The sequence below is a fragment of the Caproicibacter sp. BJN0012 genome (genome assembly GCF_035986805.1).
In the GTDB taxonomy this organism is placed as follows: Bacteria; Bacillota; Clostridia; order Oscillospirales; family Acutalibacteraceae; genus Caproicibacter.
Window position 1 is genome coordinate 2270968 of record NZ_CP142518.1, and the last position, 15495, is coordinate 2286462.

11 protein-coding genes, 1 tRNA gene, 1 rRNA gene and 1 pseudogene are annotated in these 15495 nt (G+C 49.5%); 9 read left to right on the forward strand and 5 right to left on the reverse strand.

All coding sequences use genetic code 11. The annotated features are described in order from the left end of the window. Positions 1-24: 24 nt before the first annotated feature. From VA597_RS10945 to VA597_RS10955, 3 genes are all read left to right on the forward strand, one after another. Positions 25-1506 (forward strand): tripartite tricarboxylate transporter permease, encoded by a 1482-nt coding sequence (locus VA597_RS10945; protein ID WP_326975683.1) that lies wholly within the window; start codon positions 25-27, stop codon positions 1504-1506. An 81-nt stretch (positions 1507-1587) separates the two neighbouring features. Then, positions 1588-2571 carry a Bug family tripartite tricarboxylate transporter substrate binding protein gene (locus VA597_RS10950; RefSeq protein WP_128744306.1) on the forward strand — a complete coding sequence of 328 codons (984 nt, stop codon included), beginning with the start codon at positions 1588-1590 and terminating at the stop codon, positions 2569-2571. A 170-nt stretch (positions 2572-2741) separates the two neighbouring features. Continuing rightward, on the forward strand, positions 2742-4514 hold the full coding sequence (locus VA597_RS10955; protein WP_128742863.1) for a sigma-54-dependent transcriptional regulator: 1773 nt from the start codon (positions 2742-2744) through the stop codon (positions 4512-4514). A 305-nt stretch (positions 4515-4819) separates the two neighbouring features. Here VA597_RS10955 and VA597_RS10960 read toward each other — a convergent pair whose 3' ends face one another. Next, on the reverse strand, positions 4820-5533 hold the full coding sequence (locus VA597_RS10960) for a FadR/GntR family transcriptional regulator (protein ID WP_326974576.1): 714 nt from the start codon (positions 5531-5533) through the stop codon (positions 4820-4822). Positions 5534-6002: 469 nt separating this feature from the next. Between VA597_RS10960 and VA597_RS10965 the strand changes: the two genes are divergently transcribed. From VA597_RS10965 to VA597_RS10990, 6 genes are all read left to right on the forward strand, one after another. After that, positions 6003-7193 carry a mandelate racemase/muconate lactonizing enzyme family protein gene (locus VA597_RS10965; protein WP_128742867.1) on the forward strand — a complete coding sequence of 397 codons (1191 nt, stop codon included), beginning with the start codon at positions 6003-6005 and terminating at the stop codon, positions 7191-7193. Positions 7194-7236: 43 nt separating this feature from the next. Next, entirely contained in the window at positions 7237-8460 is a 1224-nt protein-coding gene (locus VA597_RS10970; protein ID WP_128742869.1) for a mandelate racemase/muconate lactonizing enzyme family protein, read from the forward strand. Positions 8461-8565: 105 nt separating this feature from the next. Beyond that, positions 8566-9993, forward strand: coding sequence for an APC family permease (locus VA597_RS10975; protein ID WP_326974577.1), 1428 nt, complete (start codon positions 8566-8568; stop codon positions 9991-9993). A gap of 23 nt (positions 9994-10016) precedes the next feature. Beyond that, complete coding sequence (locus VA597_RS10980; protein ID WP_128742873.1) at positions 10017-11222, forward strand: mandelate racemase/muconate lactonizing enzyme family protein; 1206 nt, start codon at positions 10017-10019, stop codon at positions 11220-11222. 27 nt (positions 11223-11249) lie between these two features. Then, on the forward strand, positions 11250-12440 hold the full coding sequence (locus tag VA597_RS10985) for a mandelate racemase/muconate lactonizing enzyme family protein (RefSeq protein ID WP_128742875.1): 1191 nt from the start codon (positions 11250-11252) through the stop codon (positions 12438-12440). Positions 12441-13272: 832 nt separating this feature from the next. After that, positions 13273-14007, forward strand: coding sequence for a gamma-glutamyl-gamma-aminobutyrate hydrolase family protein (locus tag VA597_RS10990; protein ID WP_128742876.1), 735 nt, complete (start codon positions 13273-13275; stop codon positions 14005-14007). 112 nt (positions 14008-14119) lie between these two features. On the opposite strand, the pseudogene VA597_RS10995 reads toward VA597_RS10990, so the two are convergent. From VA597_RS10995 to rrf, 4 genes and pseudogenes are all read right to left on the reverse strand, one after another. Beyond that, a pseudogene (locus tag VA597_RS10995) lies at positions 14120-14400 on the reverse strand (transposase). A gap of 240 nt (positions 14401-14640) precedes the next feature. Beyond that, positions 14641-15102: an IS200/IS605 family transposase gene (gene tnpA, locus VA597_RS11000; protein ID WP_128742878.1), complete on the reverse strand. Its 462-nt coding sequence runs from the start codon at positions 15100-15102 to the stop codon at positions 14641-14643. 179 nt (positions 15103-15281) lie between these two features. Next, positions 15282-15357, reverse strand: a tRNA-Asn gene (locus tag VA597_RS11005). 9 nt (positions 15358-15366) lie between these two features. Then, positions 15367-15482: ribosomal RNA gene (gene rrf, locus VA597_RS11010) — 5S ribosomal RNA — on the reverse strand. Between the last annotated feature and the right edge of the window lie 13 nt (positions 15483-15495).

Genomic DNA, 15495 nt, shown 5'->3' on the forward strand with positions numbered 1-15495 from the left:
ATTCTGCAAGGCTTACAAATTGTGATGAACCCGTATATCATTCTGCTGATCGCCGTCGGAACCGTGATTGGAATCGTGTTCGGCGCGATCCCGGGGTTGACTGCAACCATGGCGATCGCCATGTTCCTGCCGGTGACGTACTCGATGACTTCCTCGCAAGGCGTCAACCTCCTGGTCGCCCTGTACATCGGGGGAATTTCGGGCGGCCTGGTTTCCGCGATCCTGCTGAACATACCCGGCACTCCGTCCTCGGTAGCAACCTGTTTTGACGGCAAACCCCTGGCCGATAAGGGTCAGGCCGCGAAAGCCCTGAGCACCGGCGTCATCTGCTCCTTCATCGGCACCTTGATCGGCATCGCGATGCTGATCCTGATCTCCCCCGTGCTCTGCGACTTCGCGCTGAAGTTCGGTTCCTTCGAGTACTGCGCCCTGTCGGTTTTCTCCCTCAGCATGGTCATTGCACTGACGGGCAGGGATATGCCGAAAGGCCTGATCAGCGCGGTCCTCGGCTGCCTCCTTGCAACGGTCGGGCTTGCGCCGATCGACAGCCGCCCCCGATTTACGTTCGGCAACTTTCACCTCAACAACGGCTTGCAGCTGCTGACACTTTTGATCGGCCTGTTCGCAATCCCCGAATTCATGGCGTTCGCCGAAAAGGTCCATAAACCGGAAAAGGTCGTCATCAATACCAACGTTAAAATGCGCGGCGGCGGCGTTTCTGCAAAGGAGCTCTTGGGCCAGTGGTTCAATATTCTCCGTTCCGCGCTCATCGGCATCGGCATCGGCATCCTGCCGGGCATCGGCGGCGGCGTTTCCTGTGTGCTCTCCTATACCGTCGCAAAGAACATGTCCAAATACCCTGAAAAATTCGGGACCGGCATTATCGACGGCGTTGTGGCGTCTGAAACAGCCAACAACGGCACCATAGGCGGCGCGATGATCCCGCTGCTGTCCCTCGGCATTCCGGGCGACGCGGCGACCGCGATGCTTCTCGGCGGTCTGCAGATCCATAACGTGGTTCCCGGCCCGCTGATCTACCAAAACAGCGGCGCGGTCCTCTACGGCATTTTCTTCGCCATGGTCCTGTCTTCCCTGTTCATGATGCTGTTCATGCTGTTCGGAATGAAATTCTTCATTTCCGTTCTGCGCATTCCAAAGAATTACCTGCTTCCGTTGATTCTGGTCCTTTGCTGCATCGGAGCGATCGGGGACAACAACCAGGTGTTCGAGGCGTATTCCGTCGTCGGCTTCGGGCTGATGGCTTATCTGCTGGTCAAGGCGAAGATTCCTACCGTCCCCATGATCCTCGGCTTTATCCTTGGTCCGATGTTTGAAAACAACATACGCAAAAGTTCCCAGCTGATCCAGACGGATTCCCTTTTGGGGCATCCCATTTTTCTTGTGTTTATTGCCGTTACGGTCGTAGTGGTTATTCTTTCGCTCCGCGCCTATCGTAAAGAGGTGAATGCGTCGGAAACGGAGGCAGCATCGGCAACCGATACGTAATGGCTATAGATAAAAATATTTTGAGAAAGGAATTGTATTATGAAAAGAGTATTGGCTTTAGCGACTTTATTGAGCGTAGTCATGACATTAACGGCCTGCAGCGGCGGGACATCTTCCGCAGGCAGTGCCCCGGCGGGTTCCGCAGGCGGGCAGGCAGCCTCCGCCTCCAGTCAGACGGCAGCCGTCGATTGGCCCAAAAAGACTATCAACTTCTACTGCACGCACGCTTCCGGCGGCGATACGGATTACATGGCCCGGAAATTGGCATCGTCTCTGGAAAAGGTCCTCGGCGTTTCCATTGCCGTTACCAGCGTTGGAGGCTCGAACGGCGCGACATGCACAACGCAGTATAAGGACGGCCCAACCGACGGATATACCTTTATCTGCGGCAACACGGCGGCCCTGTGCGGCAACAAGGCGACCAAACTGGTCGACTTCGGCTATGAGGCTTTTGAACCCGTGGCAATTTACGGGAAGCAGTCCGGCGAAAACATCGTAACGCGCGCGGACGCCCCTTATACAAACCTGAAAGAGCTGATCGATGCGTCCAAGAAGAAACCAAACAGCATTAAATTCGGCATTTCCACCGGCGGCGGCGTTTACATTGAATCCTGCGTTCTCAAAAACCTGGGCGGCACTCAATTCAATGTTGTGGAGGCCGGCGACGGCGCCACCCGTCTGACCGCTCTGCTGGGCGGCGAAATCGACTGCACTTCCCTGCCCTATTCGACCGCGGCCGATTATATCAAAAGCGGAAAGCTGAAATCGCTCTGCACAGTTATGAGCAAGGCTCCGGATCTTATGCCGGATCAGGAATGCGCAAGCAAATATGTCCCACAGTTGAAAATCGACACCGAATATGTTATTCTGGCGCCGAAAAATACGAATTCGGCGCTCCTCAAAGCAATGAATGACGCAATTCTGAAAGTGGGACAGAGCGACGATTGGAAAAAGATAGTGAACAGCTACTGCATGCAGAACCCCTATGTCCTGAACCTGCAGGATACGCTTTCCAACCTGAAAGAACAGGACAACCTTTATATGAGTTATCAGCCCTATCTGTAATTTGAAGCCTAAAGGATAAACGAATGGACAGTGCTCCGCACTCCTGTAAACAGGGGATGTAGAGTACTGTCCTTCATAGCATTTTCTGACCGGTACTTTCCCCCCAGGGAAAGGTATCCGATACAGCCGCGTGATGAATATTAGGTACATTTGGAAGGTAGAGGATATCAATGTCTAAAATCAAGTTGCTTGTCGTTGCTCCTTACGAGGGCCTAAAGGAACTGGTGCAGTCCCTTTCAGACGAATACACTCAGTTTGAAATCCATACGGTCGTCGCCAACTTGGAGCAAGGAGCTCAAGCGGCCCTGAAAGGGGTGCAAGAAAGCAGTCAGATTATCCTGTCCAGAGGCGGTACCGCCGAAATGATCGAACGCAGTGTATCCGTGCCAGTCGTGCGAATTGATATTTCAGGGTACGACTATATGCGGATTATTACGCTTGCTAGCGGCTTTTCCGGCAAATCCGCGATGATCGGCTACCGCAGTATTACGTCGGGAGCCCAAGCGATAAAAAACCTCATGCAGAGTTCTATTGATATCTTCACTATAAATAGTTCGGAAGAACTTGCGCAACTGCTGAATCAGCTGCGCGAGGAAAATTATCAGGTAATCATCGGCGACGTTGTCACGCAGGAAAAGGCCCGGGAAATGGGCTTCACGGCCATTCTGCTCACATCCGGCGAAGAAAGCGTGCGAAAAGCTTTTGAGGAAGCTCAGAAGATCTTTGGGTATCTTGTCGAATATCAGTCGAAGCTTAATCTGCTGGAGCAAGCTCTTTCTAACATCCCGCAATATTATACCATCCTAGACGCGAAAGGTCATGCGGTCGAGACGAAGCTTCCTGCAGAACAACAAAAAGCGCTTCTTCAGAACCTTTCGGATTCATTAAACCAGGTATTGCAAGTTGGGAAATGGCAGTTCCTGCTAAAATGCGAAAATATTTTCTGGGAAATAAGCGCAAGCCGTATTGCGGATGAAAATCTCAATCTTTATGTGGTCTTCTTCCTTTCGCAGCGCCCTGCAAAGAAGGAAGAGATAGCCGGAGTTTCCGTATCCAATCCCAAAAATCCTTCCGACTTTTCCGTTTCGATTTTAGGGCGGAACAGTATCTACCTGAAAGAAGTATATGCGAAAGCACTAAAATTCGGAAACCTTCACCTTCCCGTTCTGATTACCGGGGAAGTTGGAACAGGAAAAGATGCGCTTGCAGTTCTGATTCATTCCTTTAGCAACAGGAATGCGTCTTTCCTTACGCTGGATGGGGAAAAAGCCAACCGGGCCAGTGTAGAAAGCGTAATTGAAATGATACGGTCCGATCATTCGCTGACCTTTTATATACGAATGGCAAGCAAATTAAGTGAGGAAAACCAGCAGCTTCTAACTCCCTTGCTAAGTGAACCGGGGTTTTTCGAGAAGCATCTTGTGCTGTCCTCATTTAACGAACCGCCGGAAACGGCCACAACCGGGTGCTTTTCTAAAACACTCATACGACTTCTCGGCGAATACCGCATCCATCTTCCCAGTCTGCGGGAACGCCCCGGAGATATGAAGGATTTAGCCAGCAACTATATGAACGAAGCAAATTTCAAATATGGAAAACAGGTTGTGACCATTGAAGAAGATGCTCTTCAGTTGCTGACCGAATTTAAATGGACTACGAATCTTAATCAGCTGCGAAGGATCATATTCCAACTGATCCTGCTTTCCGACGGGCCCACGATCCGCGCGGAAGCCGTTTCCGAAGCTTTGAAAGAGGAACCCGCCGCAAACGGCATCGGCGATTCTTTTTCTTCTTGCAAGACGCTCGATGAGATCATTGACAATGTTATCCGCCGTACGATCCAGATGGAAAACGGAAATCTGAGCAATGTTTCGGAACGTCTTGGTATCAGCCGGTCGACCATTTGGAGAAGAATGAAACAAAAACCGAACATCCTATCCTAACGCGTTTCGGATATGTGTCAAGAGTCTGTATAAGTCATGACCTCCGGCAAGTAAAGTGATAACCTGTAAGTAGACAGAAAAAACCACTGTTTACTTACAGGCTATCCTTTTTTATAGTACCAAAAAGATAAACTAAAACAGGGACAGCTGACCACGATCAAGCGCGGATTGCCCAGAGTATCGAAACACCCAACCGCGTGTAACGGGGCTATCCCTGGTTGTGCCGCGGCAAGCTCGATATCTCCTCGTCCGAGAGCTTGCCGTTCCTACGCTCGAAAAACGCCCTGCCGGGTGCAAGCAGTGGATCAATCAAAAACGTCAAGCCCCTGAACAGGAACAATGCCGAGCATTTCCTCATTGGCTTGATGAAGCGCCTCCAGGTCCGAATTGATGATACAGTTGTAGATCTTATTATGCGTGTCACTCTTGCCCAAAGGAGATAGCCCGGCGTTCCGGCGGCGGTGGGCCCGGGTGCTGACCAGTTCGGTAATGTGGCCCCGGATCAGCTGCTGGACCATATAATAAATGTCCTTGTAAAGTCTGTTGTGACTCATTTTCACTACACTATAATGAAAATTGAAATCTGCATCCACAGTCTGCGCGAGCGCTTGCTGGTCATCGGGATTCAGGGAGTAAGCCAGTGCGCACTGATTGTAATCGTCCAGTGCCGCTTTGAGCGCTTTTTTCTCCTCCTCGGTGGCGGAATGCACTGCCAGCCTCATGCACTCATACTCCAGAAGGTTGCGCAACTGTTGCACATCGTGATATTGGTCGCTTCCCTCATAGAAGATAGAAATCTCATTGAGAATTGGCTTAAGGGAAAAATCGCGTATGAAAGAACCTTCCCCCACACGGGTTTCAATGATCCCCAGCGTATTTAGTTTTTGAAGGGCCATACGGACACTGAGCCGATTGACTCCGAAAATCTCGGCAAATTCGGCTTCCGAGGGAAGCTTGTCTCCCGTTTTCCAGATTCCATCGGCAATGTCCTGCTTAATTGAATCGCAGACCTGATCCACAATTGAAATGCGGGATATTTTTGCCTTTCGTCCGCCGAAGCGGTTGTTACGATCTATTTTCATATCTATTCCACCTAAATATTATTGTCACGAATTTATCTCACTAAATTCATTATTATTATAGTCGATTTTGCAACAGGTGTCATCCACTTTCTATTTTTTTCGATAAAACTGCTTCTAATCCAATTATTCGGACAGTCGGTATGCAATTAACCGCCTGTCCGATTTTCGCATATCCAGCTGAATTTCAAAAAGGGAGCAACGGAGCTTGTTGAAAAATGCCCTTTGACTGAATCAGTACAAGCAATACTCTCAGGCTTCCGTTCAATCTACCTTTTGCACAAAATATATAGTCATTTTTAATGTTATCTGTAAAAATGTTAATTAATCATTGACTATCGTATAACCTAAATATATAATATATAACATAGCGAACAGCTCAATAGGTTAATGTACTGGAGGAATGACCATGAAGATCACAAAAGTAGAAGTGTTTCGGCTTTCAACGGTCAACAACAGACAAAACAGTCCCATCGGCTGCCGTATCCATACGGATACCGGGCTGCGAGGCGACGGTGAGGCCGGCATGGCCTATGGGGTGGGAGGAAGCGCCGCTTTCGGCATGGTGTGCGATTTAGCGGAACTTATCATTGGATTGGACCCCCTCCGAACAGAGTTCATTTGGGAAACTATGTATAAGAAAAGCTTCTGGGGACAAAACGGCGGCCCAGTGGTATTTTCCGGGATTGCCGCCATTGACGTGGCCCTGTGGGATATCAAGGGCAAGTATTACAATGTACCCGTTTACCAGCTATTGGGAGGTAAGGTCCGGGAAAAACTTCGCACTTATGCCAGCCAGCTTCAGTTTGGCTGGGGTCAGGTGGGAGTGAGCGATCATCTGTGGGCGGTTACCCCGGAAGACTATGCACACAATGTCAAGCTGGCCGTTGAAGAGGGCTTCGATGCAGTGAAGATCGACTTTTTTGACCGGGATGAAGAAGGAAAACCCTTAAACTTTTTGGATACCACAGGATTTCTGACTCCCAAACAGCTTAAGATGGTGGAAGCCCGCATGAAGGCGGCCCGGGAAGCTGCCGGTGACGAAGTGGATATCATCATGGAAAACCATTCTTACCCTGATGCCTTAGGTGCGGTGCAGTTGGGCAGGCTGGCGGAGAAATATCATATTCTGGCCTTTGAAGAACCCAACACGCCCACGCCGCAGACAGTGGAATACATTACAAAATATACCTCGGTTCCCATTGCGAACGGGGAGCGTATTTTTTCACGCTGGCAGTATGCGGAATATTTTAAGAAAAATCTGCTCCAGCTGGCTCAGCCGGATATCGGCAACTGCGGCGGTATCAGTGAGGTAAAGAAAATCTGCGACATGGCTCATGCTTTCGATGTCGGAGTTCAGGTCCACGTGGCGGGCAGTCCGCTTGCCACCAATGCCGCCCTTCATGTAGAATGCACCATTCCCAACTTTGTCATTCACGAACATCATACCTGCAACCGGATGGACACTTGCCTGGGTTTAACAAAATACAATCTTCAACCGGAAAACGGCTATTTTTCCGTTCCTGAACTTCCCGGAATCGGGAACGAATTTCTTCAGGAGGCCATTGACCGGGCGATTCTCTATAAACTTGTTGAGTAAATCCGCTGGTTGGATTGCCAAATAAATATTAGGAGGAGTTGTAATGAAAATCACAAGGGTTGACGTGTTTCTGGAAAAGGCCCCGGTGGAACATCCTGGATGGAGACCTGTTTTTTGCCGGATTCACACCGATGCGGGCATCTACGGTGACGGCGAGGCCGCCTTAGCCTATGGCATTGCGGCACCTGCGGCTTTCAGCATGATTAAGGATTTGGCAACGCTCATCATCGGTATGGACCCTCTGGACAATGAGGTGATTTGGGATAAACTTTACAAATGCACTTTCTGGGGTCAGAACGGCGGGCCGGTAGTGTTTGCCGGAATCAGTGCGCTTGACATCGCCCTGTGGGATATCAAAGGCAAATACTTTAACGTCCCCATCTATAAGTTGCTGGGAGGCAAGCGCCGCGACAATTTACGTACCTATGCAAGCCAGCTTACTTACGGCTGGGGCCCCGGCACAAACCATAAATGCTGTAAGCCGGAAGACTATGCCGAAAATTGCCGCATCGCCGTGGCCCAGGGCTATGACTGCGTAAAACTGGACTTTTTTGACTATGACGTGGACGGTACGGTCTGGAACGGTCCGGGCAAGGCGGAAAAAAACGAACCGATGGCGGGAGAAATCCAAACCCGCCTGCTTTCTCCTTACTATATTAAAATCGTGGAGGATCGCGTGCGGGCCTGTCGAAAAGAGGTAGGCCCAAATGTGGATATCATTGTAGAGAATCATTCTTTCCCGGACGCTCAAAGCGCCGTACAGATCGGCCGGGCTTTGGAAAAATATAATATTTTCTACTTTGAAGAGCCCAATACCCCCACACCCAAGACAGCCAAGTTTATCTCCGACAAGCTGGCTATGCCCATCTCCCACGGCGAGCGGGTCTATTCCAGATGGCAGTACGCCCCTTATTTTGAAAATATGTCCGTACAGGTCATTCAGCCGGATCTTGGAAACTGCGGCGGCATAACCGAAGGCAAAAAGATCTGTGACATGGCCTATGTATATGACATCAGCGTTCAGGCCCACGTCTGCGCCAGCCCTTTATCCACCTCAGCGGCTCTCCAATTGGAAGCTGTCATTCCTAACTTTGTCATCCATGAACATCACCAAATTAACCTGGAAGAATTCAATCAGCGCCTGTGTACGGTAAACTGGCAGCCGGTCAACGGCAGATTCATGGTGCCGGAAGGGCCTGGATTGGCGTGCGAAATATCCGACTATGCCATGACTAGCGGGGTTGATGCAAAAGCCGTGGTAGAGTAGCAACAGATCTGTCGATTTACATAGCAGAAACTCCATACCAGGAACCAGCTCGAGCAGAAAGCAGCCTGATTAATAAAAACAATCCATACAAAAGGAGACGTTATTATGGCGATCAACGTTATTCGCGAGCCGGAACCCAAAGCTGGCACCTTAGGAAAGACGGAGCTCTACGCGTTGGCCCTCGGTCAGGTCATTGGGGCGGGTGTTATCACCCTCGTCGTTCCAGCGATTAAGATGACCGGCTACTCAGCATGGCTGGCATATTTTATGGCGATTGTCATGGGCTTTATCATGGTGCTGCCCACTATTTTTGTTTCTTCTACCCTGCGTATGGGCGGCGGCAACTACTCTATGCTGTGTGATCTGGCCGGTCCCACAACAGCCGGCATTTTTGCCTTTGCCTACCTGACTCAGTGTCTTTCCCTTTCCCTCTTCGGCGCATCAGCCGCTGCGTATTTAGGTGATATCATTCCTTTCCTCAATGGCAAAATAGCTCACATCGTTGTGGGCGGCGCCTTGTTAACCTTCTTTTTTATAGTCAATCTTCTTGGCATTAACATTATGGCGAAGGCACAGAAGATCATGACCTGGCTGCTTATTGCGGCGCTGCTCATTTTTGCAATCGTCGGCATTTTCAAAATGAAACTGCCCATCTTTGATGCCGGCGATTCCAACTTTCTTACCAATGGTTGGGGGATTACTTTTACCAATGGCCAAATTAGCGGGGGCTTCACCGGCGCAGTGCTGCTGTTTGTCTACTCCTGCCAAGGCTATTACATGACGATCGCTTATGGCCGTGACGCAAAAAACGCTAAGAGGGATATTCCTGTCGCCATGATTACTACAGCTCTTTCCCTGATTGTTCTGTACATAGGCGTGGCCATGGCCGGCGCGGGCGTTATGAGTATAAAAGAGTACGGTTCCTCCATTACCTTGGTTTTTGCCGCTCAACGTATCTTCCCCGCCTGGCTGTTCTATGCCTTTATCATTGGCGGACCGATCATGGCGTTGCTGTCCACCCTGAACTCCACTTTTGCTTATAATGCCATTAATATCGGACAGTCCTGTGATGACGGCTGGCTGCCCACTATTTTCGGGAAAAAAAACAAGGTCGGGTCTCGGATATATATCTTAACATTTATGTATATTCTCGGCATGATTCCCATCATCTTCGGTTTCTCTATTGAGGTAATTGTCAACATGGTGCAGTTGATTACCTCGGCTTTCGCCTTTCTCAATATGGTGGCGTATCTTAAACTTCCCAAAAAGTATCCGAAGGCTTGGGCAAAGGCCCGCTTTCACGTGCCCAATGCTGTTTATTACATCATCTGCTGGGTGTCAATGGCCTTTTTTATCGTAGTTCTATGGAAATCCTGTCTCTCTATGAGTCCCGCTTTGGCCGCTGTCAACGTGGCCGCGATCTTGGTGCTGTCCATCATTGGCATTTGGCGTTCTAAGACCGGTAATATTGTTATCCATACCTCGGTTTGGACCGGGGACGAAGAAGAGTGTTCTGTAAAAAATGAATCTTAATACCATGAAGGAGGCAATGCTTTATGAAAATCACAAAGGTGGAAGTATTTGAAGTTCAGGCCCGACGCCCTGAATGGCGCCCCGTGCTCTGTCGGATCTACACCGACGAAGGAACTTACGGAGACGGAGAGGCTGCTTTGGCCTACTGCAATGGCGCGCCTGCGGCGGCTGGTATGATTCGTGACCTTGCGAACCTTATCATCGGTATGGACCCGTTGGATAACGAAGTCATCTGGGATAAACTTTACAAGTGCACCTTCTGGGGCCAGAACGGCGGTCCGGTGGTATTCGCCGGCATCAGTGCCATTGATATCGCCCTGTGGGACATCAAAGGGAAGCATTTCAACGTTCCCGTCTACAAGCTGTTGGGCGGCAAGCGGCGGAATGACCTGCGCACCTATGCCAGCCAGCTCCAATTTGGGTGGGGGCGGGATACATGCAAAGACAGCCTGACTATGAGCGCCCCTCACGACGCTGTTGCTGTTCAGGACTATGTGGACAACGCCATGAAAGCGGTAAAAGAAGGATATGACTGCATCAAGATCGACTTTTTCACCTACGATCCGAAAGACGGTCACGCTTACACCGATGAGGAGTGCTGCCGCCTGCTTTCTCCCTACTATGTCAATGTGGTGGAAAGCCGGGTCAAGGCTGTTCGAGAAGCCATTGGCCCTAATGTGGACATCATCATGGAAAATCATTCGCGGCCTGATGCCCAAAGCGCCGTTCAACTGGGCCGCGCGGTGCAAAAATACAATATCTTTTATTTTGAAGAACCCAACACCCCCACCCCGAAGACCGCGAAGTTTATCTCCGACAAGCTGTCCATGCCTATTTCCCACGGCGAACGGGTTTATTCACGCTGGCAGTATGCACCTTATTTTGAGGAACAAGGCATCCAGGTCATTCAGCCTGATGTTGGAAACTGCGGCGGCCTGACCGAAGCCAAGAAAATCTGTGATATGGCCTATGTGTATGATATCGGTGTTCAGGCCCACGTCTGCGCCAGTCCGCTTTCCACTGCCGCGGCACTTCATTTGGAAGCGGTCATTCCCAACTTTGTCATTCATGAGCACCATGTGTTTAATCTTCACGACTATAACCGGGAACTGTGCACGGTGGACTTCCAGCCAGTCAACGGTAGATTCAAAGTGCCTGAGGGACCCGGCTTGGGCGCTGAAATCAGCCCCTGGGCCATGGAGCACTCCATTAAGTATGCGGTGGAATAACTGTAAGAACAAGAAAGGGATAAACAGATGAAAATCACCAGTGTAGAATGCTATTTGGGCAATTTTATTACCGTGAAAATAAACACGGACGAAGGCATCAGCGGATTCGGCGAGGCAGGTTTGGCCTATGGAAATTCCTGGGAGGCGGCGTTCGGGCAGTGTCAGGACTTTGCCAAGCTGATTATCGGCATGGATCCGTTCAATACCGAGGAGATTTGGGAGCACCTGCACCGCCACACCTTCTGGGGAATGGGCGGCGGCGTTGTTATTACTTCCGCTATGGCCGCCATTGACACAGCCTGCTGGGATATTAAAGGAAAGGCTCTTAACGTCCCCGTTTATAAACTGATCGGTGGAAAAACAAACAAAAAGCTGCGGGCCTACGCCAGCCAGCTTCAGTTCGGCTGGAGCAAGTTGATTGAAGCCAATGATAATCTAACCTTGCTCTACGATCCGAAAGATTATTACGACGTGGTCAAAAACGCAGTGGAGGACGGTTATGACGCTGTAAAAATCGACCCCGTCTTCGCTCCAACCGAAACGAAACCTTTTGGTGAAGTGTTCAACACGCAGGGAACACACCACCGGGGATCCTATCGTCAGCATGACCTGCAACGGTCGGTAGAGCGTATCGCGGCAGCTCGTGAGGCCGGCGGGCCCGACCTGGATATCATCGTGGAAATCCACTCTTTGCTGGATGCAAATACAGCCGCCGAGCTGGGCAAGGCTCTGGAACCCTACCGCATCATGTACTATGAAGAGCCCACCATGCCCTGTAATCCCGAAGTTTTCAAGCATATTAAGGAACGTTGTTCTTTGCCCCTGGCCACCGGGGAGCGCAGCTACACTCGCTGGGGTTTTCGCCAGTTCTTTGAGGACCGCACCTTAAGCATTGTCCAACCCGACCTGTGCAATACCGGCGGTATTACCGAAACCAAAAAGATCTGCGACATGGCTCAGGTCTATGATGTCGGCGTGCAGATTCATGTCTGCGGCGGCCCCATTGCAACGGCGGCTGCACTCCAGGTTGAATCGGCCATTCCCAACTTTGTGATTCACGAGGAACACAACGCAAATTTGTTGACAAAATTCAGAAAAGCCGGTAAATATTATTACCATCCGGCAGATGGATTCTATCCTGTCCCGGAACTCCCCGGCATCGGTCAAGAGATGAGTGAAGAAGAAATGGAAAACGCCCGAAGGGTCATTGTGGAGTAAATCCATTCGCCTTCTCCAGGTATCTGACATTCATGCTCCAGATTTTTCAAAACAGTCTCCCCCCACTTCTTAATCCGGGAGGGAGACTGTTTCCTTTTTTTGGGATGCGTTGCATTTGCCCAGGCTTCTGACTGTCTTTCTTCTCATTCTGTTGGCAGCACTTCCTTCATACGGTATGATGACGTCACGGCAACGCTTCAATATTGTTTAGTAAAAACTCAATGAAATACTTGCTTGAGATCGGCAAGCTATTCTTATCTTTATAACCTATTGCAAGTGGTCTCCCGATAGGCGGGTCAGTCGGCAACAGAGCAATATTGTAATTTGTGCGATGAAGTATAAGCTCTGCAGGATACTGACGCCCAGCCCTGCTTCTACCATCGTCACGATTGCATAATCGTCATGATTGGTGTACCTTTAGTTTGGGGTTATTCCGATGGGTTTGAACGCCTCCAGCGATTCATAGTAGCGCTCTTCCTCCAAAAGAATGAACGCTTCTTTCGCTAAAGCTTCCAAATATCGATCCATGGTTCACAAATTCCAATATTTATATAAATATTTTTGTTTTACTTATTTATAGAGCCAGTATACAATAAGTACGAAGGGAAGGACGGGGCTGGATTGGAGAATTGGGCGTGAAAAGTTACATAGGCGCAGCACTTATATTTTCTGGTGTGGTGTTTTCAAAATTACGAATTAGAGACGAGCCAGGTATTTGTCTATTCAATAGGAAAGATACCCGTTATGAACACTAACATAAGGACATCTGCTTTGTTGCCGACAACTGTTCTTAATCATTTCATTCGGATCGTTAGAAGGCTGGGGAAATAACATGTCAAAACCAATCGTTGGAATCATGGGAAATTTTCAATCAGAGGAAGCTGGCAGGCCGGAAGGCGGCCAGCGGCTTAATGTGAGCAACGCCTATGTGGTATCGGTCATCCGTGCCGGCGGGGTACCGCTGGTGATACCGTTGACGTGGAACGACGAGGTGGTGGTGACCGCCGTACAAGCGATGGACGGTCTGATTGTCACCGGCGGCGTCGACGTCAATCCGCTGGAGTATGGGGAAGAACCGACGCTGAAGCAAGGTTTCTTCTGCGCGGAGCGGGATCACACCGACTTCTGCGCCATCCGAAACGCTTCCCGGCTTCATCGCCCCATTTTGGGTATCTGCCGAGGCATACAAGCCCTCAATGTGGCCTTTGGCGGCACGCTGTATCAGGATGTTTCTCTCAAGAGCGGATCCCCGGCACTCAAGCATTTTCAAGAGGCCGCTCCAAATGCTCCCTGCCACACGGTACATGTCCGGGCAGAGAGTTGTCTGCACAGTTTGCTGGGGGATACGGTGCGGGTCAACAGCTTCCACCATCAGGCGGTTCACCGTGTCGCCGCCGGTTTTCGGATCAGCGCTACTGCCACAGACGGTATTATTGAGGAGATCGAGCAAGAATCCAACGAATTCGTGGTCGGCATCCAGTGGCATCCGGAGTTGATGGCGGCCTATGGGGATAGGACAATGCAGGGAATTTTCGATCTGTTTGTCAACGCCTGTGCGAAAAAATAAGGGCACGATTTTTCCGGATACTGTTGCGTATAATGCCTTAGGATTCACTATATGAAAGACAATTTTGCGGTGCCCCATCAATATCCCCTTGAACAAAGCGGCTATGTGATTTCTAGCAATTGATCGCAACATCTTTCTGCAATTGATTTTTAATATATTCTTCAATTGCTTTCCTGTTACGGCCCACTGTGTCTACAAAATATCCACGGCACCAAAAATATCGCGTTCCATACTTGTACTTCAAATTTGCACGCCTATCGAATATCATCAAACTACTTTTACCCTATCCGCTTTTATCTGCCCATATATTTCCCTTCCGCGATATTTTGGAGCAAATACAATATGATACTGGCATCTCCACTTTGAATGTGATAAACTTTGTATGTCTTTCATGACAAAATCTCCTTTTGTTGTTAATGCGGTTGGCAGACCTGCATCTATTCTAACAAAAGGAGATTTTCTTGTATCTAAAGATTCTCATCTCACCTGCAAAGCTAGTGGTTCTTTTATTGCTAAAGCCGCAAGAAATAGTTACCCCCCGGCACAGCCGGGGGTTCTTCATATGCGGGCAAAGCCCTGTATTACTGGCTGCGCCTCAAGGCGCTGGTACGGTCTGCCAATTGCAAAAGTTTGTTACTTGCTACCCGTAAACGGGTCTGCATACTCCTTAAGCGTCATCTGGTCTTCAACCTGATCTTCCAATTGATTTTTGATGTACTCAGCTATTGCTTTGTCATTTTTCCCTGCCGTATCTACAAAATAGCCTCTACACCAAAATGTCCGGTTCCCATATTTGTACTTCAAATTCGCGTGCCGCTCAAATATCAGCAAAGTGCTCTTTCCTTTGATAAATCCTACGAATCCGGAAACGCTCATCTTCGGTGGTATTTTTACCAACATGTGTATATGATCCGGACACACCTCTGCTTCCATGATTTCCACCTGTTTCCAGTTACATAACTCCCGCAGTATTTTTCCTATCTCAGCCCGCATATTTCCGTACGCTGCTTTTCTACGATACTTGGGTGCAAACACTATGTGGTATTTGCAATTCCAGCTCGTATGGTTTAAACTATCTATGTCATTCGTCTTCATGTCGAATGTGCCTCCTTTTGATATGTTTTGTTGCAGTTGGCAGACCGCAGCTTTTATTATATCAAAAGGAGGTTTTTTACTATTATCACCGCTAAAGCTTTTTGGGAACTCCCGGCACAGCCGGGAGTTTTCGTATTACAACAAAACAGCAGCCCATGCTTTGCATGAACTGCTGATCTTGGCTCCCCGTGTTGGACTCGAACCAACGACCCTGCGGTTAACAGCCGCATGCTCTACCAGCTGAGCTAACGAGGAATATGAAAATGTTGGCACCACCTATTGTCCCGGGCCGTTACCAGCCAAGTATCTTCGGCGCAAATGAGCTTAACTTCCGTGTTCGGAATGGGAACGGGTGTACCCTCATCGCAATCGGCACCAACTAAATTCCAACCT